Here is a 22,488-nt window from a genome sequence, read left to right as displayed (position 1 = left end):
GTCCGGACATGCGCTACCGCTACCGCCCGCCCGTTTACGCTCTGGCAGACTAGTTCAGATGAGTCACCTTTTCCCTGACGAGGCGCAATGACTTTCATGGTATACCGAGCGCACCCGGGTTCCCGGGCAGCGGGGCGCACGATTCGTGCGATGCTGCGCAGAATCCTTCCGTGCCCGCAGAAACCCCGCCGTCGATATCGAGACAAACCCTTTCGCCCCGTCCGACGCCCTAACTGTCCGGCTCGCAACGGCTCCCGTCAGGTCATCCCCGGGGAGGGGGGAAAGGATCGATTTCCGGTAAGATGTCGGAAACACCCTCGGAACGTCACGCCATGCCGGGCGAACCGGTCGTTCATGCTCGGAGTGCTCGGCGATCCCTCTCCGGGATGCTCCACCAAAGGTCGCGAAAGCAGCCATGACACATTCCGATCCGGTCGAGACCTTCCTCAACGCACTGCTGGCGATGGACCGCGTCGCGGCGAAGCGGGCGCTCGGCGGCCCGACCGCGGCCGATGACCGGCTCGATGTCGTCGAGCGCTTGGTCGTACCGTCCCTCGAGCGTATCGGGGACCTGTGGGAGTGCGGTGAGGTCTCTCTGTCGCAGGTCTATATGAGCGGTCGGATGTGCGAGGAGATGGTCGACGCCATCCTGCCTGCCTCCGATCCGCGTCGGGTGGATCAGCCTCCGATGGCGATCGCGGTGCTCGACGACTATCACCTGCTCGGAAAACGCATGGTGTATTCGGTCCTGCGCGCCAGCGGTTACGAGCTGAAGGACTACGGTACGCTCGACGCCGATGCCCTGGTCAGTCGGGTCGTTCGCGACGGCATCGTCGTGCTGCTGATCTCGGTCTTGATGCTTCCCTCGGCGCTGCACATCAAAAGGGTTCGCGAGGCGCTGGATCGGGCCGGTTGTCGTCCGTTCATCCTAGTGGGTGGCGCGCCCTTTCGTTTCGACACCGAGCTGTGGCGGGAGGTCGGTGCCGACGCCATGGCCAATACCGCGGCCGAGGGCGTCACCCTGGTGCGCAAGCTCCTTGAAAATCTGCCGAAGGAGCATCGCGCATGAGCGCTCGACCCATGACCTCGCTCGAACGCGTCCTGACCACGCTCGGCCATCGGGAGCCGGACCGGGTCCCGCTGTTTCTCTTGCTCACCATGCACGGCGCCCAAGAGCTCGGACTCTCCATCGAGACCTACTTCTCGCGGCCCGAGTACGTGATCGAAGGTCAACTGCGGCTGCGGCGCAAGTATCGCAACGATTGCCTCTATACCTTCTTCTATGCCTCGGTCGAGACCGAGGCCTGGGGCGGGGATGTGCTCTATACCGACGACGGCCCACCCAATGCCGGCCGGCCCGTCATTCGGATACCGGAGCAGATCCGCACGCTCGAGCCGCCGCGGGTCGCCGATTGTCCGTGTCTGCTCAAGGTGCTGGAGACCACCCGTGGTCTGAAGGCGGCAGGCGGCGGCGAGACCCCCATCATCGGCGTGGTCATGTCGCCCTTCTCGGTGCCGGTGATGCAGATGGGGTTCGAGGCCTATCTCAATCTCATGTTCGAGCAGCCGGACCTCTTCGAGCATCTGATGCGTCTGAACGAGGCCTTTTGTATCGAATGGGCGAACGCCCAGTTGGCCGCGGGTGCTACGGCCATCTGTTATTTCGACCCGGTCTCCTCCTCGACCATCGTCTCGCCCGAGCACTTTCGCAGGACCGGACTTCAGGTCGCGATGCGCACCTTGGCCGGGATCAAGGGGCCGGTGGCGATGCATTTCGCGTCCGGGCGCTGCATGCCGATCCTGGACGATCTCCCCCGCACCGGCGCGGCGGTCGTCGGGATCAGCGTGCTCGACGATCTCGCCGCACTCAAGCACCGTGCGGCCGGCAAGGTGACGTTGCTCGGCAACCTCAACGGTGTGGAGATGCGTCGTTGGACAGCGGAGCAGGCCGAGACACAGGTCAAGGCGGCGATCGCTGCGGCCGGTCACGGCGGCGGATTCATCCTCTCCGACAACCACGGCGAAATCCCCTATCAGGTCCCGGAAGATACGCTGCTGGCCATCTCCGAGGCGGCCCATCGCTGGGGAACCTATCCGCTCGCTGTCCCCGACGAGCGCGCAAGCTCCCCGTCACCGAAGGGCCCCCGGAGCTGACCGTGCCGGAAACGCTCTGTCTGAGGGTCTGCAGCCATTTTCGACGGGATGTCGAGACCGCGCTGGCGGGCCTCGGCGAGCAGGGCGTGCGCGTCCAGGCGTATCCCGCCGTCTGCACTCTGCGTCCCGGACGATGCAACCTCGCCGCTGCACGCGAGAACCCACCGCCCGAGGGTTGCGGCGGCGCTTTGGTGCTCCTCGGGTGCGATGCCGAGACGCATGCCGCGCCGTTGGATCCCCGCGTGCACCTGGCGAAGCTCGACCACTGTATTCACCTCCTGGCGGGAAGCGATGTCCTGGACCTCGAGACGCGAGCCGGTGCCTATCTCGTCACCGCCGGCTGGATCAAGCAGTGGCGCGAGCACTTGCGCGAGATGGGCTTCGATCGCGAGACGGCGGGTGAGTTTTTTCGCGAATGTTCGCGCGAGCTTCTGCTCCTGGATACGGGCAACGACGAGCACGCCTTCGGAGAGCTCGAGGCGATGGCTCGGTATCTGGGTCTGCCGTGCCGCAGCCGCTATGTCGGATTGGACTATCTAAGGCTCTTTCTTTCCGGTGCGATCTCCAAGTGGCGCAATCTCGCCGCGGAGGCGGAAACCAAAGAGGTCCTCGCACAAGCCAACCGCAAGGTCGCCGATTACGCCATGGCCTTCGACCTGCTGGTTCGCTTGTCGCACATCACCGACGAAGAGGCCACGATCACGGCGATTCAGGAGCTCTTCGCGATGCTCTTCGGCTGCACCAACCTAGTGTATGCGCAGGTGGAGGAGGGGCGGGTCAAGGAGATCTTCGCCGCCGAGGAGCGGCCGCAGGACCGCCTCGATCTCCAGCAGGCGCTCGATGCGCTGCACGAGGGCTATCTGATCATGCCGTCCGGGAACGGTTTCTTCCTTAGGATCGACTACCGGGATGCTGTCCTGGGGCTGATTCTGGTACGCGAGATTCCGTTCCCGGCCTATCGGGATCAATATCTGAATCTCGGCCTGGCGATCTCCAACCTCTGTGGTTTAGCCATTTCCAACGCCCGTGCCTTCGTGAAGCTCCGAGAGACCGAGCAGAGCCTGCGCCGCGAGCGCGATATCAATGCCCGCTTGTTCCAACAGGTGCGGGTCTTGGCCGATACGGATCCCCTCACCGCGCTGCTCAACCGCCGCCGCTTTTCCGAGCTCGCAGAGGTGGAGTTTGCCCGTGCCAAACGCTACTTCAAGCCCATTGCGTTGATCATGCTCGACATCGATCACTTCAAGCAGGTCAACGATACCTACGGACACGGCGTCGGCGATCAGGTCATCAAGGCCATCGCCGAGCGGCTGCGCGCGGTTCGCGTGTCGGACATTCTGGCCCGCTACGGGGGCGAGGAGCTGGTGGCGTTATGCCCCGGGACCCGCGCTCGAGAGGCCGAACGACTCGCCGAGCGACTGCGCCTGGCACTGTGCGAGCACGACATCGAAACCACGGAGGGGCCGATCCCGATCACGGCGAGCATCGGCGTGGCGACGTTCGAGGGGGGCGTCGAGAACCTCGACGATCTCGTCCATCGTGCCGATCAAGCGCTCTATGCCGCGAAATCCGCGGGACGTAACTGCGTCCGGGTCTACGGCAGGGCTGCCGATGTCTCCGAACACAGACCCTGTCGACCCCGGAAGACTTGACGACCGTTGGAGCCGGCGCGGTTTAAGATATTGAAAAGATGAAATTTTAAACCGCATCTCACCGAGATCGAGGTTATCTTCAAAGCCAAACGCAACATGAAAATGACGCATTTCGCTTTGGACGCGGTTTAGTCCATGAACGCCACCGCAGAACTCGGCGGGGCTCGCTCTTGCTCGTCCAGCCGGCCGTGCGTTCGTGATTTCTTTCGTTCGCCCACGGCCCGGCGGTCGGTGGCGATCAGAGCAGGCGTTCGATGGCCCGGGTCATCTTCTCGCTCTCCGGACCGGTGCGGCTGGGGAAGACCTCGACGACCTTGCCGTCTCGATCGATCAGGTACTTATAGAAATTCCACTCGGGGTAGACGCCGGTCTCGCCGGCTAGATGCTCGAAGAAGGGTGCTGCCGCACCCTTGCGGACGGAAACCTTCTCGAACATCGGAAACTCCACCGAATAGGTCAGGCGGCAGAACTCCTGGATCTCCTTCTCGGTGCCGGGCTCCTGATTCGCAAAATCGTTGGACGGGAAGCCGAGCACCACCAACCCGCGCTCGCCGTAGTCGCGGTACAAGGCCTCGAGGCCCTCGTATTGGCCGGTGAAGCCGCATTTGCTGGCGGTGTTTACCGCAAGGATCACCTTGCCCTGATAGGCATCGCAAAGGCGCAGGGTCTCGTCGCCGGCGAGGCGACGCATCTCGAAGTCGAGGGACGGGGCGCAGGCGGCAGAGGCCGCGGCGGGCAGCAGGAAAGCCCCGAGCATCGGGAGCAGGACGAATATTCGCATCTTCGACACCTCATCGGGTTGTTCATGACCTAGACAAGGCGTGAGATATGGCGGTCAATCCCTGAACACAATGGCCCGTCGTCGCGAACATTCGTCGCAGCTCGGCGCCTCGGCGCCTCGGCGGATCGACTGCTCTTGATCACAACGCGTCGGCGCTGATTGCTGCGTCCGCCCTGCCTCTCGCGCCGTCGCCGGTCGTGCCGAGTGGCGCATCGACGATCCCCTGCTCGATCCGCTCGAGCAGATACGGGAAGAAGGGATTCCAGGACAGGCGCACCAGCGCGTCCAGGCTCATCACCAGGACCCCGCGCTCGCCGCGGATGGCCAATGCCCCGAGGTGGGCACCGAAATCCTCGTCCTCGTTCGGTTCCAGACCGTAGAGCGAATCGTCGATCGGAAACGGCAGGGCGACGTGCGAGAGCGAGAAGACGTCGCGCGGATAGGTCAATCCCAAGGCCCTGATCTGCTCTTCGGTCTCGCCCGCGTCGATCACACGTTCGACCACCTCGCTGCTGTCCGGGTCGGCGTTGGTGATCACGGTCGTCTTGAAGGGACGCGGCGTTGGCAGGAGCAGGCGCTCGAGCACCGTCTCGGTGCCGGGTCGGATCAGCGGTCCGAACTTGGTGTTCCGGTTGATATCGAAGAGCACCAGCTCGCTCCCGTTTTGCGGGAGCTGTGCGTAGAGGCTCGTGACGATGGCGCGCGTGCTGACGGTGAAATCGACCACGGACTGGAAGGTGATGATCGGGGGCAGCTCGGCGAGACGCCCCTGGCGTGCGTAGCGGGCGATGCGCGGTTGCAGCGCGCGCGTCAAGAGCGACGACTGGCGTGCCCCGTTGACCGGAAAGGAGTTGTATTTGAAGGGATTGAACTCCGGGAGGACGCCGAGCCAAGCCGCACTTGCGAACGCCGGAAAGACCGCGGGCAAGCCGGCGAACCCCGCAAATCGGGCCATCTCGGTGATTCCGATCATCGGCGTGATCAGGATGACCCGATCCGCTTTCCGCAAGGAAGGATCCTCGACGGCGTCCAGCGCGTACATCATGGCGAGCGCTCCGCCATTGGAGAAGCCCACCAACTGCAGGGGTGCCGAGGGTCCGATCCGGCGCACCGCCTCACGCACGGCCAAACGCGTCGCGGCCGACCAATCTTTCCACTGTACGTTCGTCAGCCCCGCCGGGACGGTCCCGTGTCCGGGCAGGCGGATCCCGATCACGACATAGCCCGATTCGTAATAGTGTCGGCCGATGTGACGCAGGCTGTAGGGGGAGTCCGTCAGGCCGTGCAGCAGGACGACCGCACCCCGGGGTGCGCCCTCGGGCTCGAGGACATAGGAGCGGTTCCAGTCCCGGTCAAAGCGCCCCGGATAGAGCGGGCTGCCTTCGAAATAGCGATTGGAGAGGATGCGCTCCTGCGGTGCGAGCTTGTCGGTGACCTCCGTGCGCACCTGGTCGAGGAGCAGCTGCTCTCGGTCCAAATAGGCCGCCCAGTCGGCCTCGTCGAGCTCCTTGGCGACCATTTCGTCCGGAGTGAAGGTGTGCCACGGGGCGAGCGGCGCGCTCTGGTGCGCGTCGAAGGTGCGTACGGCGAGGAAGGTCAATGCACTCACGGCGATGAGCTGCGCGACCAATTTCAGGATTCGGGCGGTCCTCGCAAGCATCGGAGGGTCCTCGGTCGGAACGAGAGTCGGTGTTGGAGCGTAAAATCAGGTTTCCGAGGCGTCGCGGACGCTCTCGAAGAGATCGATGTCCCAGGCCACCAGATCGCGGCGGACGGCGTCCGCACGCATTCGCGGCAGCAAGCGGGCGAGATCCTCGCCCGCAACCACGCCGAGGAGCGCGCCCGGTGCCTCGCGCGCGTACTCGAGCGCATGCCAGGCCAGGATGGCGGCACCGACGGCGGTCGGATAGGAGATGTAGGTCGCCCCGGCATAGGGTGTGTTGAGCAGGTCGTGATAGCGCAGGTAGCTCAGGCCGACCGTCTCGATGGCGGTCTGCCGGTCGTTGCGCACGACCTCGGAGACGCGGATCTCGGCGGCGGCCGAGAAATGCGCGCGGCGGATCGTCCCGTTGCGCAGATACTCCTCGATTCGCCGTGGCTTGTTCATGCCGGGCAGGATGGCGCGCACCATCGCCTCGACGGTCAGCTCGGGCTGATGCGGCAACGTGCGCTTGGACAGCAGGTTGAGCTGAAAGAGTGCCTTCACGAGCTCGACCTCGGACCCGCCCGTGTAGACCCCGATCGATTCGACGTCCGGGAAGGCGCGGTGGAGCGACAGCAGCTCCTCTTGGTACAGCGGATACTGGCGAATCGGCCGCGGCTCGTGGGGGAAGGCATAGTCGCGCCCGGCGCTGAAGGGTTCCAGGACCTGCATGCGGCCTTTGTTGAGGATGCGCGGGTGCTGCGCCAGCTCCTCGAGGGCGACGATCGGCGACCACGAGAAGATGACCGAGTCCGAGTCGATGTCTTCGAGCAGGTACAGATCGATGCTCTCGATCTCGAGCTCTTTGCGGTCGCCGGCCAGCAGGTCGTGCATGCGGCGGCCGATGAGGAAATTGGTGACGCCGGGCGAGATGCCCATGTTGATCAGGGCGGCGATTCCGCGCTCGCGTAAGGCTTGGTCGAACCCGTATTGCGAGAAGGTCAGGGTTCGGTCGGTGATCGCATCGTACATGTCGGAGGCGAGGTCGACCGCATGCGCGCCGATACGCAGGGCAAGCTCGATCATGGGCCCGTTGAACTCGGGCAAGGCGGCGTTGACCACCATGGCCGCGCCTCCCAGTGCGGTCTCGTATCCGGGCTCCAGCGCAAACACCGGAGCAAAGTCGGCTACGCCGATGAACTCGATTCGGTCGAAGATGCGCTCGGCATGAAAGAGGGCATCGCGCGCGGCGTCCGGGTTCACCACAAAGACGACGAAGCGCACCGGGACGTCGTCGCGCTCGGCGAGCTCGGAGAGGCAGATCAGGAGGGCCGACCCGACGGCGCCGAGTCCGAAAAAAACGATCTTGGTCGGCTGCCCGTTTGGCCAAGTCGTCGTTTCCGTCACAGTGCTGGCCGGCATCGTCACCCTCCTAACGGAGAATCTGAGCTATGATCGCGAAGCCGGATCCCGGCTCGAAAGGGTCGGAAAGAACCACGAGGAGATGTGCGTCCGACCGGCTGAAGATACGCCGAAGCCCGTCGGTGAACAACCCGACCCGGGCTGTGATGCTTCGGCGACATGCCGAACGCGAGCGGCCGATTATTTGGGTCTGTGGTGTTGACCGGATGGCCGGGCGGCCCCGTTCGACCCGCTCGAAGATAGGTAAAGGAAACTACCCGTTCGCGTGGCGTTGACACTGAAGATTAAACCGCGCCAGCTCCGACAGCCGTCGGAGCTGGCGCGGCCAATCCACTCCAACACATGACGCATACCGCACCGGGCGCGGTTTAGGAGAGACCAACTTGAAGACGATCGCTATCCCTTTGATCCTTGTCGCGGCTGCTGCACTTTCCGGCTGCGGAAACACCACGGGGGCCCGTGTCGGAACCGGCACCGCACTTGGACTTGCGACCGGCGCCGTCATAGGCTCCTTCAGTGCCCAAGCAGGAGCAGGGGCGCTGATCGGTGCCGGTGTCGGAGCCCTCGGAGGCTTTCTCGTCGACGAGCATAAAAAGGGCAATCTGTAATGCCGTGCTGCGGGTCCGCAACCTGCCCGCACCGCGCCGACTCCGAGACATCCCGGAGTTCTATGGGCTCGGCCGCGCGAGGGTTTTCCGCTTGATCGGGAAACGCTCGAGCCGACCTTTGCACCCTGACACACTGGAAACGTAACAGAGGCAAACCTCCATGAGTGATCTTATTGTCGTTTCGTTCCCCGAGGAGCATCTGGCGTTCGAGTTGCGCGCCGAGCTTGCCAAGATGCAGAAGGCCTATCTCATCGACATGGAAGACGTTGTTGTCGTCACCAAGGACGATGCAGGTAAGGTCAAACTCCATCAAGCCGTGAATCTCTCGGCGGTCGGTGCGGTGGGCGGCGGCTTCTGGGGCATGTTGATCGGCTTGGTGTTTCTCAACCCGCTTCTCGGTGCGGCGGTCGGGGCCGGTGCCGGTGCGCTGTCCGGCAAGTTCTCGGACATCGGCATCAACGACGACTTCATGAAGGGTTTGGCGCAGAACTTCCAACCCGGCTGCTCCGCGGTCTTCATCCTCGTGCGCAAGGTCACGGCGGACAAGGTTATCGACGGACTCGCGGAGTTCAAGGGCAAAGGCAAGGTGCTGCAGACCTCGCTGGAGAAGGATCAGGAAGAAAGTCTGAAGGCGTTTCTGGAAGGAACGCGCTGAGCCGATCCGGGTCGGGGCGGGCGGATGCATACCGCCTCGCCCCGGGGGCGCATGCGGGCGGCGCGCGACCCCTCGGGCCGACGATGTCGGTTAGTCGCGGTCGATTGCGCCACCGGGCGCGGGATCGAGCGTCGGTCTGTCGGACCGTGCCGGTTCGAAGCTCCAGAAGAGATCGACACTCTGGCTCGCGCCGCTCTGGGCTTCGAGCTGAATGCGATCGGTGAGGTTTCGGCGCAGTCTGAACCGATTCCGTGCGTCCCCGAGCCCCGTCTCGTACTCGAGGAAGATTCCGGGTGCGATGTACCGGCCGAAGGCGAATGCCGCGCTGTGGTCCGCGGCGGTGCCGCCGGGTGCGATTCCGGTGGCCAGAAAGGTGATCGCGTCGGACTGGCTCATCGCCGGGTCCGTGTTCGAGAAGAAGGTGAATTGCGGGTCGGCGAGTGTGCCGATCACCCGGACGTTTGCCGTCGTCCTGCCGCTCCCGCGCTGGGCAAGAAAGAGCAGTCCCGGATTCCGGATCGGGTTTCGGACCCAGATCAGCTGACCGCGTGAAATGGTCAGAGGCGCAACCAGGTCGGCGGCGATCCCCAAACCGGTGGGAATGCGGTATTGGCCGTCGCGAATCTGCAATTGCCCGTCGCCCGAGAGGTCGCGCCCCGGGGGCTGGATCAGGTCGAGGTTCCCTGCAAGACTGCCGGTCAAACCAAAGGCATTCAGACTCACTCCATCAAGCACGCGAAGTCCGATTGCGAGATCGATCGGATAGCGGGGCGGGCGGTCCGTCCCCTTGATGACGACGTCGTTCGAGGGCCTCAAGGTCCCCGCGGGAAGCGCTCGCGGGCTGATGCGCGCCTCCGGGATCACGATCTCGCCACGCACTTGCGCGCCCTGTGCGGTTGCGTCCAGATCGAGCCTCGGCGACACCCTGACGAAATATTCGCTCGTGTCGATCAGGACGAGCCGCTCGCCGGTCGCACGAAGCCGCACACGCGCACCGTCGGGGCCGAATCCGCCGTCGCCGCCGATCTCCAGACGCCCGTCGCCGACGTCGGCCCCGCCCGAGATTCGGATACGGTCGGCCGACGCCGCGCGTGCCGACAGCGTCAGATCCGCGACATCCAGGCCGAGGAGAGGCACATTGAAACCCGCGCGCTCGATGCGAGCCTCGCCGCGCATGCCGGGTTTGCCGAGCGTGCCGCCGAGCGCGATATCCGCGCCGAGATGGCCTCTTAAGCGCGAGAGTTGGGGGATCGGGTCTCCGAACCGTTCCAGGCCGTCGAGTCGGGCACGGATGCGGCCGCTCAAGGGCTGCGCGGGACGCACCGGATCGTCGAGCCGCCAACCGGTCAGCTCCAGATCGACATCGGCTTGGCCCAACCCTTCCAGCGGCAGGGCGAGCCGGCTTCGCAGGTTGCCGGCACCTGCGTCGATGTCGAGTCGGGCGCCCGACAGCCGGATGACCTCACCCGGGCCGCGGGTGTTCGGCAAGCGCAGCAAACCCGTCGACAGGCTTGCCGTGGCGCGTCCTTCCAAGTCCGCTCCCCTGGCCACGAAGCGCCCATCGAGCGCGGCGTCACCTTCGAGCGAGAGATCCTTCGGCAACAGCGGCGCGAGGAATTCAAGATCGAGTCGGTCGAGAGTAACCCCGAGCGTCACGGCTGCGTCCGCATCCCGCGAGATCTCGAAACAACCGCCGGATCCCCGCGCGTGCCGAATGCAGAGTGGTCCGGCGGAAAAGGACGGCCAGGTCACCGCGACGGGACTCGGCTGCCCGAGGTCCCAGGTCTCGCCATCGGGGCTGTCCAGCCGCAACGCGGTCATCTGTCCGCGATAGCTGCCGGTCTCTTCCAGGCCGCCCGCGAGGCTCAACGCGACCGAAAACGGATCGCCCGCCAGGGAAAGATCCAGCCGATGGTCCGCTCGGCGGCCCTCGCCGCGGATCGAGAGATGCTTCCAACGGCGGCCCTCGATCAGCAGATCCTGTCCGTCCACGCGGATCTCCAGGCGTCCGTCGGGTGCGAGATCCAGATCGGCGAGGGCCGAAAGACGCAAGATGCCGTGTTCGGCGATCCCCACGTCCCCGGCGTTCAGCTCGACCTGCAGGCGCGGCGAGCCGACGCCACCGGAGACCGCTCCGGAGGCTTGTACCCGCCCGCTCGCTCCAGGGTAGAGGCTCGCCAGGTCGGGCGAGTCGAGCGCGAAGCGTAGATCGAGCGACGTATCCAACGCACCGTCGATGCGGAGCATGCTCGGCCCGGATTCGGCACGAAAGCCATCGATGACCAGTCGGCCCTCCGCGAGCGCGAAGTCTCCGGTCGCGGAAACCGGATAGCCGCGCAACTCGCCGCTCAGTCCTTCGAGTGCCGCCGTCAACGCGAGACCTGTCTCGGTGAGCCGGCCATGGCTTGCGACCTGCAGATCGAGGAGGCCCGACCAGCGCTCCGGGTCGGCATCCACGATGAATGCGGCGAGCAACTCGGCAGGATTCAGGGCCGTGCCGCTCAGGTGCAGATCCCAAGCCGGTGCGGAGACCGAACTGTCGGGTCCGGTCGCATGCGATTGTGCCGGGGCTGAATCAAGCCCGGCGGTGCTGTTCAGGTCGATCAGGCCCCGCGCCGAGAGCTGCATGCGCGAGCCGATACGGCGCAGATCCAAGGACCGGATCTCGACTGCGGAGTTTTTCCACAGCAGATCCAGCGAGGCGGCGAGACGTCCGAGAGCCGGTCGCTCGGCGGGCTCCGCTTGGATCTCGCCGGTGACCCTGGTCGATACCGTATCGCCCCCGATCGCGAGGGTGCCGCTGAACGCGACCTCGCGCAGAGCGGCATCGAAGGCGGGCAGATCCAGGGCCACAAGCGCGAGCGCGCCGCTCCACCGCGGATGTCCGAGCGGATCGTTGAACACGACATCGAGATCCAGGTCGACGGAGCCGGTCACCGTGCTCAGGACAGCGAGATCCGTCAGGTCTCCGCCCAGACGGGTATGGCCCAACAGGTGCGCGCTCCGGGTCGGCCGCAGCTCCCAGTTCATGTCGAGGTCGAGCGGGTAAGCGCCGGTCAACCGGGCCGTGCCGCTGCCGTGCGACTCGAACGCCGGCTCGACCATAACGACGCCGACGCGGTCGATGGACAGCAGGCCGTCAGCGAGCCGTCCGGAGAGCTCGGCCCGTTCAACCACGGCAACGGCTCCGTCGCTGTCCGCCGTAAAGATCCGCAGGCGCTCCACGCGTGCGGAGACCAGCTCTATGGACAGCGGCAAGAGAAGGTCGGGCAGAACAACGGGGTCCTCGGAGTCGCGCACGCGATCGCTCGGAACCAGGTCGACGTCCGTCGCACGGATCTCGGCAATCGACAGGGTTCCGCCGAACGCCCGCAGGGGCGACCATGCGAGGTCGATGCGGCCGATGCGGATCGAGAAGGCCGGCAACTGGATCGAGAGATCGGCGACGACGAGACGACCGAAGAGTCGTCCTTCGACCAGACCGACTTGAAATCGGTCCGGGTTCAGCTCGGTGACCAGATCGAGAAGCGTGCGCAGACCGGACTGGGTTGCGCCCAGCCAGAGCAGGAACAGCAGGAAGACGAGAGGAAATCCGGCAAAAATCCGCGGATTCGACACGCGAAAGGGGCGCTGCTGCCGATTCGGATGCGCCGCGAGCGCGTTTGTGGATCGGGGTCGGGAGGGATCGGAATCCGATGCCCCGGCGGGCGCGGACCGCTGCGCATCGACCGGCGCCCTTGGGTACTCGGAATCGGGCAGGTCGGTCATCGGCGCCGAAAAAGCCTGTCGAGGACGGCCGCCGCGTCGGTGCGGCACACGACGCGGCGGGATGACCGAGCGGACAGATCCGGTCTAGACGACGACCTTGCCCCCGCCGTACTCGGGTGAGCCTTCCGTGACCCGGAACAGCAGCCAGAGGCTGAAGACCATGACGACGAGCTCGGCCAATACGGTCATGACCATGGACATGAGGCTGAGCATGTCGACGGCCGAGACCCAGCTCGCCGGCCCGGTCCCGGTGGTCTGGAAGACCGGAACACCACCCTGCGGCGTGGAGAGGAAATAGAAGAGAAGGTGTGCGACCTCGATGAACATCACCACGATCGTAAAGAGGATCGCGACACTGCTCGCCACCAGACCGACCCAGACGGTTCCGGCAAGATCCTCCTCCGAAGGCGACTGCTCCGGGCCGGTGATTCGCTTGGCAATCCGCGTATAGCGATAGAACCAGAAGGTGGTGAAGACCAGGATCGCCAGGCTTCCCATCGTCAAATACTCGACGATCGGCAAGCCCGCACGCGGACCGCTGGGCGATTGTGCGAAGACGAAGCTGTAGCTCATGAGCACGATCGGGATCGCCCCCACCACGATCTGGATCCAGAATCCGGTCCAGCCTATCCGTGTAAATGATCTTGCCAAGCTGATGCGCGGCAAGGTACGTGTCTTTGCCAGAGAATTCTCGATGAACTTCTTGAACATGTCGATCTCATCCTTAACCGGGGTTGGCTGTCATAAAACCCGCGAGCGGGCGGTTTTCGTCAACAAGTTTCGAACACCTTCGACGTGTCTCCTGCGGCCTCGCATTGTATTGAGATAGAGCAATACACCCGATCCCGGTGCGACTGCGTGGATCACCGGAACGATGGATCAAGATGCCGACGAGCCCGCCTATCGCCGGCTCGGCGGGCGATTCGGATCTCTCGAAACCCCCGGATCGGCGGGGCAAAAGCATAGTCGGGCACCTGCATCGCCGCAAGGCGTTTGTGGCTTTCGGGCGATGGTGTTCTCCTGAGGGTTCGGGGTTCGGGGTTCGGGGTTCGGGGTTCGGGGTTCAGGGTTCAGGGTTCAGGGTTCAGGGTTCATGATTGCCGGCGTTCGAGCGATTCCGACGTAGGCACCTCTCGCTTATCCTCCAGATCCAGTCGCCGCGCCAGCCACGGGATGGTCCAGCCCTGCAACATAAGCGAGGCGATCACCACCATGACGAGCATGAGGAACATCAAGATCTGACTCAGCCAGGCGAGGCTCCCGTGCGTGATGTTCAGCTCTTCCCGGCGCAACCCGCTCACGCGATCCATCAGGACGACCCCGCAAAGATACACCGCCAGATAACCGCTGCCGCCGACCACGGCAGCGGTGATGACCACCCCGAACGTCGCGAGCATCAGTGCCGGACCCCGGCAGACGCGGATATCGCGAACGCGGGTACCCAACCCACCCGCAAAGAGGATCACTGCCAGTGCGATGCTGCCCACATGATAGGCGAGCTCGAAGTCGTCGAACGCGTATCCCCCGGCCCATCCTGTTCAACGAGAATCCCGATCCCGAGGAAGATTAAACCGCGTCCAGAGCGAGATGCTCACTTTCGAGTGAGCTCGAAGTTTGGTGAATCCACGACCCTTAGCGGGGGACGCGGTTTAAAATTTGATATTTTTTAATACTTTAAACCGCGCCGGCTCCAGCGGCTCTGAAATCCTCCGGGGCCGATCCCATCCAAAAACATCGCATACCGCACTGGGCGCGGTTTAGGAGGATCGGTGCGCCGAGGCGGATCGCGAGCGGGCTCATGAGGACACTGAGCAAGACCAGGCCCGAAGCCGTCAAGAGGAACAGGTCAAGCGATTCGATCACACAATGCTCCTGCTGATTGGACCCAACCGGATCATCGGAAAGGGATGCCTGCCTTCGCGACAATACGGGACGCAAGACCCTGGAAATCGCTGTAACAACTCTTCACCGCCTCGATGTGCGCGCCGATGGCACCGTCGGCGGACTTGAGGAAGAAGATCGGCTTTCTTGACTCCATCGCCATCGGCATCAGGCTGCGGTAGTGTTTGAGCAAAGAGAGGCAGTAAGGGTCGCGATCAACCGGGGGGGAGGTTTGACCCGGGTCGTCGAGGACGGCCTCGCGATACACGGTGGGGATGCGATCCATCCAGCGTTTGTAGGCTTGAACCGGGCGGCTGTCACGAAGGCCGTGCTGCATGACGATGTAACCGATCGGCTGCATGCTTCCTTTCGGCAGTGACAGGCCGGGGGGGGCCTTGGAAACGAGGTCGCCCCAAATAGTACCCCACTCACGCAGGGTCGGGCCAAGGTTCCTGAGACCTTGCAGCGAGAACAGGTCGGGGGCCAGGGGGATACAGACTTGGTCCGACGCGATCAATGCCGCACGGTTGATGGCGCCCAGGTTGGGCCCGACGTCGATCAGGACCAACTCGGCGCTCTGTGCGGCGCCTGCTTGGATCAGGCGGTGGAAGGCGGTCATGGTGCGAAAGGCCGATTCGTCGCGGTTATGGCAGCGTGGCCAGGCATCGGAGAGCTTATCCTCGAAACGGGACAGGCCGAGGTCCCCGGGTATCAGGCCGAGTTTCTCTGTGACACGTTCGACATGGGGGGTGGCGATATCCCCGGTGCCACGCAAGATCGGACGAATGCTTCCGAAAACCGTATCCGGATGATCGTCATCCGGCCAAAGGGCTTCCAGCCGCTCTTCGTCCAAGAACATGGCGGTCAGGTTCGCCTGGGGGTCCAGGTCGACAGCGAGGGTCTCGATGCCGTGGTCGGCGCACATCCACGCGAGGTGATAGACCAGCGAGGTCTTTCCGACACCGCCCTTGTTGTTGAAAAAGGCGATGGTCTTCATTCCGGCCTCCGGAAAATCTTGACCAAGACGCTGTGCTCGTCGAACTGGAACTCGGCCGGCGGGTTGCCGTTCTGAGCCAACAGGGCCTGAGCGCGCTGGACGCCGTAGCCGAACCGGTTGACGAAACCGAGCGACTTCATGGCTTCGGCAATAACGGGGTTGCGGTAACTGTTGCGAGTGGGGAAATTTTGCGGCGTCGCCTCGCCGTAGAGACCGCCGGGGCTTTGGATCTCGATGTGATCGCTGAAGGCATAGAAACGAATCGGGGTGTTGCTGTCGTAGTTGCGATGCATCACCGCGTTCGTCAGCAGCTCACGCAGAGCCCATTCCGGGTAATCGGGCAACAGCCGTTCCTGCAGACCGCTCACGGGTCGCATCCCCGTTTGAATCAGCTGCCGAAGTCGCGCCTCCATCTCTCGCAGTGTGCTGGTCAGGTCGCCCGAGACCTCGGCTTGATCGACGGGCATGTCGGTCAGGTCGGTACCGGGAAGCCGCAGGTATTGGATGTAGGCGCCCGGAAAAAAGAAGCGCGGATTCTTACCGAAGAGGAGGACGCCTGCGTTGGTCAGGCAGCCTTGATCGATGTCGTACAGTCGCAGGGATGCGAGCTGTAGATCGAGCGGCCGGTTATTGGCGGCGATGGTCTCCGGATCGAGGGATTCCCTTCGATAGGCGTCGAACTGGCCGAGGGCAAGGTCTTCGATGGCGGATTCGCGGCACGGTCTGGCGTCGAAGGAGCGCGCCAACGAGACGCGGCGCTCGCTCAGGATGCGTTCTTCCTGCTCGTTGGCGATGCCTCTACGCGGGCCGATTCGGATATAAACCCGACCTCGATAGCGGACCGGCGGTAGGTCCGAGGGCTGGACTTCTACGATGGCAAGCTCACCGTCGTCCAGGGTGTATTTCTGAACGGTGAGGACGGGTTGGGGCAACACATTGCCGTCGGAGCGGATCGCTGCCAGGTTCTTCAAAAGCTCATCAGTTACCTTGAGACCGCAGCGCGCACCATCGTCCGTGGCCCCGATGAAGAGATACCCAGGAAAACGGTGATTGGGCAGATCGTTGGCAAAAGCGCAGATGGCCTCGGCGAACTTGTCGGTCTTGTTGACTGAAGCGGTTCGCTCGACGTAGTCGGCCTCGATGTCGTGGAGGAGATCGATCAGTTGCTCTTGGGTCAACATTTGGGCTTCGGCCTCTCCGGCGGGGTCGTTGTCGACAAGCTTTTCTTGGATCCGCCTGCGCGGGGGCAACCACCCAGCTACTGCGGCGCGGCTTAAAGTATTAAAAATTAAATATTAAACCGCGTCGGCTAAACCGCGCCCAGAGCGAGATGCTCACTTTCGAGTGGGCTCGACGTTTGGTGCATCCACGGCCCTTAGCGGGGACGCGGTTTAAAATAATATATTTTTTAATATCTTAAACCGCGCCGACTCCGGCGGTCGTCAAAACTGCCGGGGCCGATCCCATCCAAAAACATCGCATACCGCACAGGGCGCGGTTTAAAAGGTCGGAAAAATCCTTGACACGACACAACATGAATAAAGACGCATGTCGCTCTGGACGCGGTTTAGTTGAGAGTCGCGCCGACAGGGCATCGAAACAGCAGGGCATGACGAGCATGTCGCCACGATCGAGGAGTGTGCGCAGCCGGGCGGCGGGCTCGTTCACGTGCGTCGATCCTGTCGTTTTGCCGGAGCTCGAGTATACCCGCCGACGGTGATCTGCGCGGCTGCAGCCCAACCTTGCTGCGCCCTTGACGATCGATGCCCGGAAGTCTATACGTATCGTATATATTTCTAGTGCCGAAGGTTCCGATGGAAACAGCAAAGCTCTTCTTGAACGGCAGCAGTCAAGCCGTTCGCTTACCCAAAGAATACCGCTTCCGGGGTGATGAGGTGGTGATCAAACGTCTGGGCAATGCCGTGGTGCTCTTGCCCAAGGACGATCCCTGGCAGGTCATGTTCGATGCCCTGGCGGAGTTTCCGGATGACTTGACGCTGACGCGCGAGCAACCGGACGCACAGGAACGGGAGCCGATCGCGTGATTGTCCTTCTGGATACGGACATCTGCATCTATGCGATCAATCAAAAACGGCCGGACATCCTTCGGCAGATCCGGAACTATCGCATCGGCGAGGTCGGTATCTCGTCGATCACCTATGCCGAGCTGCGTTTCGGCGTGGAGAACAGCAGCCGGGTCGACGAGAACCTGGATCGGCTGGAGCGCTTCCTGTTGCCGCTGGAGATCCTCCCTTTCGACGCCGAAGCCGGGCGCCGCTACGGACGGCTTCGCGTTGCGCTCAAACGCGCAGGTTGCCTGATCGGCCCGAACGATCTCTTGATCGCGGCCCACGCACTGAGTCTCGACGCGACCCTGGTGACCAACAACATCCATGAGTTTGCGCGGGTCGATGGGTTACGGGTCGAGCAGTGGGGTTGAGCGATCGCGCGTGCGGATCCATCTTTGCACCAACTCGAAGAACACTCCGGACAGCGACGCAACCACACCATGACCAGATTCACGGCCTATTTCGACGGCGGCTGCCCGCTCTGCAGCAAAGAGATCGCCCATTACCGCAGGATCGACAAGGCGGGAATGATTCACTGGGTCGACATCACCGATGACGGCGGCGCATTGGCCGAGACCGGGATCGACCGCACGGACGCCATGCGGCGCATCCACGCCAAGGAGACCGACGGCAGCATCCTGACCGGTGTTCCGGCCTTCGTCGCGATCTGGCGTCGCCTGCCGGGCTACCGCCGTCTCGCGGCCTTGGTGCAGGGTCTGCGGCTGGTGCGCCCGCTCGATTGGGGCTACGCGCGATTCGCGGACTGGCGATTGAAGCGCCGGTGCAAGGATGGCGCCTGCACCTTGACGCCGTGAGTGACGATTCAGACACAAGGTAAACACCCTGACCAATGCGTAGGATGGGTAGAGCGCAGCGAAACCCATCCTCCAAACCGCCACGTTGCCGGGTTTCGGTCTGATGCCCTTGGCGCGGGCTGGATGGGTTTCGCTGCACTCCACCCATCCTACATGGTTGGTTTTTTTGCATTTTCCGGAGGGTTGTGACGAGCCGCCTCCGTCCGAGCCTAAAGAAGCCCCCGCTCGGCCAGCGAAGTCCCCTCGCCGTCGCCGATGATGACGTGATCGAGCACGCGCACGTCGATCAGACTCAGCGCCTCCTTCAGACGCTGCGTGATCCGCAGGTCCGCCTGACTGGGCTCCGCGACACCCGAGGGATGGTTGTGGGCGAAGATCACGGCGGCGGCGTTGGTGGCGAGGACCCGCTGCACGACCACCCGCGGATGCACGCTGGCCCCGTCGATCGTGCCGTGGAACAGCTCGTCGTAGCTGATGACACGGTGTCGGTTGTCGAGGAAGAGGCAGGCGAAGATCTCGTGCGGTGAGCCGTACAGCCGCAGCTTGAGATAATCGCGTGTGGCCTCCGGGCTGGTCAGGACATCTTGACCTCGAATCCGCGAGAGCAGATAGCGGTGGCTGAGCTCGAGGACCGCCTGAAGCTCGGCAAACTTCGCCGTGCCGAGACCCTTGCCTTCGCAAAAGCGCTTCTGGTCCGCGGCGAGCAGCCCGACGAGACCGTCGAAGTCGGTCAGCAGCTCGCGCGCCAGATCCACCGCACTCTTGCCGCGCACGCCGGTGCGCAGAAACAGCGCCAGCAGCTCGGCGTCCGAGAGTGCGCCCGCCCCCGCTCCAAGAGCTTCTCCCGCGGCCGTTCACCCTCCGGCCAGTCCTTGATCGGCATGCGACCTCCGTCGATGGGTTGCGTTAAACTGCGGCCTGTTCCGTAGCGGAAGTGTACACGTTTAGACCATGGATCCAAGCCCCCGCAATCAGGTGCTGCTCGGTGTCGGCGGCGGCATCTCCGCCTACAAGTCGGTCGATCTGGTGCGTCGCCTACGCGAGCGCGGCTATGTCGTACGGGTGGTCATGACGCGCGCCGCGACGGCGTTTGTCGGCCCTTTGACCTTTCAGGCGGTCTCCGGGCATCCGGTGCGGACCGACCTACTCGACCCGGCGGCCGAGGCCGGTATGGGCCATATCGAGCTGGCCCGCTGGGCGGATCGGCTGCTGATCGCCCCGGCGACCGCGGACCTGATGGCGCGCTTGGCGGCCGGCATCGCCGACGACCTGCTCACGACCTTGGCCCTGGCGACCGAGGCGCCGTTGATCCTCGCCCCGGCAATGAACCAACAGATGTGGCGTCACCCGGCGACTCAAGACAACCTGGCCCGTCTGGTGGCCCGCGGTGCGCGGATCTTGGGACCGGGCGTGGGCAGCCAAGCCTGCGGAGACCAAGGCCCGGGACGGATGCTCGAGCCGCTGGAGATCGCCGATGCGCTCACCGGCTCGGCCCTGCAACCACTGGCCGGCGTACGCGTCCTTTTGACGGCCGGGCCGACCCGCGAGCCGCTCGACCCGGTGCGCTATCTGGGCAATCGCAGCTCCGGGCGCATGGGGTATGCGCTGGCGAGCGCACTGACCGATCTGGGCGCCCGCGTGGTCCTGGTCAGTGGACCGAGTGCCTTGGCGCCGCCGACGGTGGCCGAGCTGGTCAAGGTCGAGACAGCCTTGGAGATGCACGCGGCCGTGACCGCGCGCAGCCGCGACTGCGACATCTTCGTCGCGACCGCCGCGGTGGCGGACTACCGGCCCGCCGAGCCCGCGGGGAGCAAGATCAAGAAGGCCGCCGATACGCTGGAGATCCGGCTGGTGCGCAATCCGGATATCCTGGCCGAGGTTGCCGCCCTGCCGAAGCCGCCCTTCACGCTGGGCTTTGCGGCCGAGACGGATCAGGTCGAGCAATACGCCCGCGGCAAGCTGAAGGACAAGCGGTTGGACATGATCGCGGCGAATCGGGTCGGTGGCGACTCGGGCGGCTTCGAGCGCGACGAGAATGCACTCTTGGTGCTCTGGAACGGGGGGCAGCGCGCGCTGCCCATGATGTCGAAGGTCGAGCTCGCGCGCGAGCTGGCCATGCTCCTCGCGGAACGCTATGCCGAACGCCATGCTGCACCCTCTTGAGGTCAAGATCCTGGACCCGCGCCTGGGCCGCGATGTTCCCTTGCCGACCTATGCGACCGAAGGCTCGGCCGGGCTCGATCTGCGTGCCATGCTCCAGGCCCCGCTCGATCTTGCGCCCGGCGCGGCCGAGCTGCTGCCGACCGGCATGGCCGTACACATCGCCGAGCGCAACGTCGCGGGTCTGATCCTGCCGCGCTCGGGGCTCGGGCATCGGCACGGCATCGTGCTCGGCAACCTGGTCGGACTGATCGACTCGGACTATCAGGGGCCGCTCATGGTCTCCTGCTGGAACCGCGGAACGGCACCCTTCCGGATCGAGATCGGCGAGCGCATCGCCCAGCTCGTGCTGGTGCCGGTCCTGCAGGCCGAGTTGAGGATCGTCGAGGACTTCGACGCGTCCGAGCGCGGCAGCGGCGGGTTCGGGCACACGGGACAGCACTGACACGCCGCCGCCCATGGTCGAGGTCACCCCCGCCGCGCCGCCCGAGATCTTCCGCGCCTACGACATCCGCGGCATCCTCGAGCGCCAATTGACGCCCGAGATCATGCGTTCGATCGGTCGGGCGATCGGCAGCGAGGCCGCTGCGCGCGACGATCGCACGGTCATGGTCGGACGCGACTGCCGCGCCTCCAGTCCGACCCTGACCATGGCGTTGATCGCCGGGATCCGCGCCGCCGGGATCGACGTCGTCGACCTCGGCATCGCCCCGACGCCTCTGGTCTATTTCGCCTGCTGCGAGGCCGGCCCCTACGCCGGGGCGATCGTCACCGCCAGCCACAATCCGCCCGATTACAATGGAGTCAAGGTCGTCTTCGGCGGCACGAGCGCGGATGCGGCGACGATTCAGGACCTGCGGCGGCGCATCCTTCATGGCGACCTGACCAGCGGGGCCGGTGGTCTCATCGAGCGCGACATCTCCGAGCGCTACCGCGAGCGCATCGTCCGCGATATCCGCGTTGCCCGGCCCATGCGGCTCGTGCTGGACTGCGGCAACGCGACCGTTTCGGCGCTCGCGCCGGCCGTCTTTCGCGCGCTCGGCTGCGAGGTTGTCACGCTCGATTGCGACCCGGCCGCCGGGATGGGCGAGCGTGTTCCGGATCCGGCCCGCCCCGAGTGTCTCCGGGTGCTCTCTGCGCGGGTGGTGCTGGAGGGTGCCGATTTTGGTCTCGGGTTCGACGGTGACGGTGATCGCCTGGGTGTGATCGATTCCGGCGGCGGCTTCATCGCGGCCGACCGGGTCCTCATGTGTCTCGCCGTCGATATCCTGACCCGGCATCCGGGGAGCGAGATCGTCTTCGACGTCAAATGCACGGCCCATCTCGCCGAGGTGATCCGTCGCGCGGGCGGTCGCCCGGTACCGTGGCGCTCCGGACATGCGCCGCTGAAGGCCCGGCTACGCGAATCCGATGCACAGATTGCCGGCGAGCTGAGCGGGCACATTATGCTCAAGGAGCGCTGGCTCGGCTTCGACGACGCACTCTATGCCGGCGCGCGGCTCCTGGAGATCCTGTCGCAGGATCCTCGCCCCACGGACGCGGTCTTCCGCGCCTTTCCCGGCGGCATCGCCACACCCGAGCTGCCCTTGCCGTTGCCCGAGGGCGATGCCGAGCGGATCATGACGCGGGTGATCCTGCTGGCCGATCGCGTCGAGGATTTGACGGTGCAGACCATCGACGGTCTGCGGCTCGATGGGCCGGCCGCCTGGGGTTTGGTGCGCGCATCGAACACCTTGCCCAAGCTGGTTTTTCGCTTCGAAGGCGACGACCCGGCCGCACTTCGGGCCATGCAGGAGCGGTTTCGCCTGCTCATGGCCGAGGCAGCGCCCGGCCTGGCGCTGCCCTTTTGATCCATTCCGACCCATTCCAATCCGAGCGATTCCA

19 protein-coding genes and 1 pseudogene are annotated in these 22,488 nt (G+C 64.4%); 11 read left to right on the top strand and 9 right to left on the bottom strand.

The window, feature by feature from the left end; translation table 11 throughout:
* Positions 1 to 415: 415 nt before the first annotated feature.
* The 3 genes from KFB96_RS18025 to KFB96_RS18015 are packed head-to-tail and all read left to right on the top strand — an operon-like array spanning position 416 to position 3,806.
* Complete coding sequence (locus tag KFB96_RS18025; protein ID WP_213460226.1) at positions 416 to 1,069, top strand: cobalamin-dependent protein; 654 nt, start codon at positions 416 to 418, stop codon at positions 1,067 to 1,069.
* A complete protein-coding gene (locus KFB96_RS18020; protein ID WP_213460224.1) occupies positions 1,066 to 2,154 on the top strand; it encodes a uroporphyrinogen decarboxylase family protein in 1,089 nt (362 codons plus the stop codon). The genes KFB96_RS18025 and KFB96_RS18020 overlap by 4 nt, the downstream gene beginning before the upstream one ends.
* A 2-nt stretch (positions 2,155 to 2,156) precedes the next feature.
* Positions 2,157 to 3,806, top strand: a complete 1,650-nt coding sequence (locus KFB96_RS18015; RefSeq protein ID WP_213460222.1) for a diguanylate cyclase — start codon at positions 2,157 to 2,159, stop codon at positions 3,804 to 3,806.
* Between the two features lie 238 nt (positions 3,807 to 4,044).
* Here the strand turns inward: KFB96_RS18015 and KFB96_RS18010 are convergent, their stop codons facing one another.
* The 3 genes from KFB96_RS18010 to KFB96_RS18000 all read right to left on the bottom strand — a co-directional run bounded on the left by KFB96_RS18010 (position 4,045) and on the right by KFB96_RS18000 (position 7,651).
* Positions 4,045 to 4,587, bottom strand: coding sequence for a glutathione peroxidase (locus tag KFB96_RS18010; RefSeq protein WP_300970435.1), 543 nt, complete (start codon positions 4,585 to 4,587; stop codon positions 4,045 to 4,047).
* A 139-nt stretch (positions 4,588 to 4,726) separates the two neighbouring features.
* The gene (locus tag KFB96_RS18005; protein ID WP_213460220.1) at positions 4,727 to 6,247 is read right to left on the bottom strand and encodes a carboxylesterase; all 1,521 of its coding nucleotides are present in this window, start codon (positions 6,245 to 6,247) and stop codon (positions 4,727 to 4,729) included.
* A 45-nt stretch (positions 6,248 to 6,292) separates the two neighbouring features.
* Positions 6,293 to 7,651 carry a saccharopine dehydrogenase gene (locus KFB96_RS18000; protein ID WP_213460218.1) on the bottom strand — a complete coding sequence of 453 codons (1,359 nt, stop codon included), beginning with the start codon at positions 7,649 to 7,651 and terminating at the stop codon, positions 6,293 to 6,295.
* A 383-nt stretch (positions 7,652 to 8,034) separates the two neighbouring features.
* Here KFB96_RS18000 and KFB96_RS17995 point away from each other — a divergent pair, with 383 nt between their 5' ends.
* The gene (locus tag KFB96_RS17995; protein WP_213460216.1) at positions 8,035 to 8,259 is read left to right on the top strand and encodes a glycine zipper domain-containing protein; all 225 of its coding nucleotides are present in this window, start codon (positions 8,035 to 8,037) and stop codon (positions 8,257 to 8,259) included.
* A gap of 160 nt (positions 8,260 to 8,419) precedes the next feature.
* Entirely contained in the window at positions 8,420 to 8,914 is a 495-nt protein-coding gene (locus tag KFB96_RS17990) for a DUF1269 domain-containing protein (RefSeq protein ID WP_213460214.1), read from the top strand.
* A 90-nt stretch (positions 8,915 to 9,004) separates the two neighbouring features.
* On the opposite strand, the gene KFB96_RS17985 is transcribed toward KFB96_RS17990, so the two are convergent.
* From KFB96_RS17985 to KFB96_RS17965, 5 genes are all read right to left on the bottom strand, one after another.
* Positions 9,005 to 12,682 (bottom strand): translocation/assembly module TamB domain-containing protein, encoded by a 3,678-nt coding sequence (locus KFB96_RS17985; protein ID WP_213501468.1) that lies wholly within the window; start codon positions 12,680 to 12,682, stop codon positions 9,005 to 9,007.
* Positions 12,683 to 12,766: 84 nt separating this feature from the next.
* Positions 12,767 to 13,393 (bottom strand): DUF3611 family protein, encoded by a 627-nt coding sequence (locus KFB96_RS17980; protein WP_213460210.1) that lies wholly within the window; start codon positions 13,391 to 13,393, stop codon positions 12,767 to 12,769.
* A 380-nt stretch (positions 13,394 to 13,773) separates the two neighbouring features.
* Positions 13,774 to 14,169, bottom strand: a complete 396-nt coding sequence (locus KFB96_RS17975; protein ID WP_213460208.1) for a cation:proton antiporter — start codon at positions 14,167 to 14,169, stop codon at positions 13,774 to 13,776.
* Between the two features lie 407 nt (positions 14,170 to 14,576).
* Positions 14,577 to 15,560: a ParA family protein gene (locus KFB96_RS17970; RefSeq protein WP_213460206.1), complete on the bottom strand. Its 984-nt coding sequence runs from the start codon at positions 15,558 to 15,560 to the stop codon at positions 14,577 to 14,579.
* Positions 15,557 to 16,741, bottom strand: coding sequence for an ATP-binding protein (locus tag KFB96_RS17965; protein WP_213460204.1), 1,185 nt, complete (start codon positions 16,739 to 16,741; stop codon positions 15,557 to 15,559). The genes KFB96_RS17970 and KFB96_RS17965 overlap by 4 nt, the downstream gene beginning before the upstream one ends.
* Before the next feature lie 633 nt (positions 16,742 to 17,374).
* Here KFB96_RS17965 and KFB96_RS17960 point away from each other — a divergent pair.
* From KFB96_RS17960 to KFB96_RS17950, 3 genes are all read left to right on the top strand, one after another.
* Positions 17,375 to 17,605 carry an antitoxin gene (locus KFB96_RS17960; RefSeq protein WP_213460202.1) on the top strand — a complete coding sequence of 77 codons (231 nt, stop codon included), beginning with the start codon at positions 17,375 to 17,377 and terminating at the stop codon, positions 17,603 to 17,605.
* A complete protein-coding gene (locus KFB96_RS17955; protein ID WP_213460200.1) occupies positions 17,602 to 18,000 on the top strand; it encodes a type II toxin-antitoxin system VapC family toxin in 399 nt (132 codons plus the stop codon). Before KFB96_RS17960 ends, KFB96_RS17955 begins: the two co-directional genes overlap by 4 nt.
* Positions 18,001 to 18,069: 69 nt before the next feature.
* Positions 18,070 to 18,444: a thiol-disulfide oxidoreductase DCC family protein gene (locus tag KFB96_RS17950; RefSeq protein WP_213460198.1), complete on the top strand. Its 375-nt coding sequence runs from the start codon at positions 18,070 to 18,072 to the stop codon at positions 18,442 to 18,444.
* Positions 18,445 to 18,653: 209 nt separating this feature from the next.
* Here KFB96_RS17950 and radC read toward each other — a convergent pair.
* A pseudogene (gene radC / locus KFB96_RS17945) lies at positions 18,654 to 19,327 on the bottom strand (DNA repair protein RadC).
* Between the two features lie 68 nt (positions 19,328 to 19,395).
* On the opposite strand from radC, the gene coaBC reads away from it, so the two are divergent.
* Genes coaBC through KFB96_RS17930 form a run of 3 tightly spaced genes read left to right on the top strand, consistent with a single transcriptional unit; the run spans position 19,396 to position 22,454 of the window.
* Positions 19,396 to 20,607, top strand: a complete 1,212-nt coding sequence (gene coaBC, locus KFB96_RS17940; RefSeq protein ID WP_213460194.1) for a bifunctional phosphopantothenoylcysteine decarboxylase/phosphopantothenate--cysteine ligase CoaBC — start codon at positions 19,396 to 19,398, stop codon at positions 20,605 to 20,607.
* Positions 20,591 to 21,049 (top strand): dUTP diphosphatase, encoded by a 459-nt coding sequence (gene dut / locus KFB96_RS17935; RefSeq protein WP_213460193.1) that lies wholly within the window; start codon positions 20,591 to 20,593, stop codon positions 21,047 to 21,049. Before coaBC ends, dut begins: the two co-directional genes overlap by 17 nt.
* 13 nt (positions 21,050 to 21,062) lie before the next feature.
* A complete protein-coding gene (locus KFB96_RS17930) occupies positions 21,063 to 22,454 on the top strand; it encodes a phosphomannomutase/phosphoglucomutase (protein ID WP_213460191.1) in 1,392 nt (463 codons plus the stop codon).
* Positions 22,455 to 22,488: the final 34 nt, after the last annotated feature.

It is taken from the genome of Thiocapsa sp., from assembly GCF_018399035.1.
Taxonomy (GTDB): Bacteria; Pseudomonadota; Gammaproteobacteria; order Chromatiales; family Chromatiaceae; genus Thiocapsa.
Note: the sequence above shows the minus strand (reverse complement) of the source record. Positions and strands in the feature narration are given on the sequence as shown.

What these genes read in the sequence shown, in the direction of transcription:
- KFB96_RS18025 (WP_213460226.1), top strand. Translation starts at nt 416, where the DNA reads ATGACACATTCCGATCCGGTCGAGACCTTCCTCAACGCACTGCTGGCG.
- KFB96_RS18020 (WP_213460224.1), top strand. Translation starts at nt 1,066, where the DNA reads ATGAGCGCTCGACCCATGACCTCGCTCGAACGCGTCCTGACCACGCTC.
- KFB96_RS18010 (WP_300970435.1), bottom strand. Translation starts at nt 4,587, where the DNA reads ATGCGAATATTCGTCCTGCTCCCGATGCTCGGGGCTTTCCTGCTGCCC.
- KFB96_RS18005 (WP_213460220.1), bottom strand. Translation starts at nt 6,247, where the DNA reads ATGCTTGCGAGGACCGCCCGAATCCTGAAATTGGTCGCGCAGCTCATC.
- KFB96_RS18000 (WP_213460218.1), bottom strand. Translation starts at nt 7,651, where the DNA reads ATGCCGGCCAGCACTGTGACGGAAACGACGACTTGGCCAAACGGGCAG.
- KFB96_RS17990 (WP_213460214.1), top strand. Translation starts at nt 8,420, where the DNA reads ATGAGTGATCTTATTGTCGTTTCGTTCCCCGAGGAGCATCTGGCGTTC.
- KFB96_RS17985 (WP_213501468.1), bottom strand. Translation starts at nt 12,682, where the DNA reads ATGACCGACCTGCCCGATTCCGAGTACCCAAGGGCGCCGGTCGATGCG.
- KFB96_RS17980 (WP_213460210.1), bottom strand. Translation starts at nt 13,393, where the DNA reads ATGTTCAAGAAGTTCATCGAGAATTCTCTGGCAAAGACACGTACCTTG.
- KFB96_RS17970 (WP_213460206.1), bottom strand. Translation starts at nt 15,560, where the DNA reads ATGAAGACCATCGCCTTTTTCAACAACAAGGGCGGTGTCGGAAAGACC.
- KFB96_RS17965 (WP_213460204.1), bottom strand. Translation starts at nt 16,741, where the DNA reads ATGTTGACCCAAGAGCAACTGATCGATCTCCTCCACGACATCGAGGCC.
- KFB96_RS17960 (WP_213460202.1), top strand. Translation starts at nt 17,375, where the DNA reads ATGGAAACAGCAAAGCTCTTCTTGAACGGCAGCAGTCAAGCCGTTCGC.
- KFB96_RS17950 (WP_213460198.1), top strand. Translation starts at nt 18,070, where the DNA reads ATGACCAGATTCACGGCCTATTTCGACGGCGGCTGCCCGCTCTGCAGC.
- coaBC (WP_213460194.1), top strand. Translation starts at nt 19,396, where the DNA reads ATGGATCCAAGCCCCCGCAATCAGGTGCTGCTCGGTGTCGGCGGCGGC.
- dut (WP_213460193.1), top strand. Translation starts at nt 20,591, where the DNA reads ATGCTGCACCCTCTTGAGGTCAAGATCCTGGACCCGCGCCTGGGCCGC.
- KFB96_RS17930 (WP_213460191.1), top strand. Translation starts at nt 21,063, where the DNA reads ATGGTCGAGGTCACCCCCGCCGCGCCGCCCGAGATCTTCCGCGCCTAC.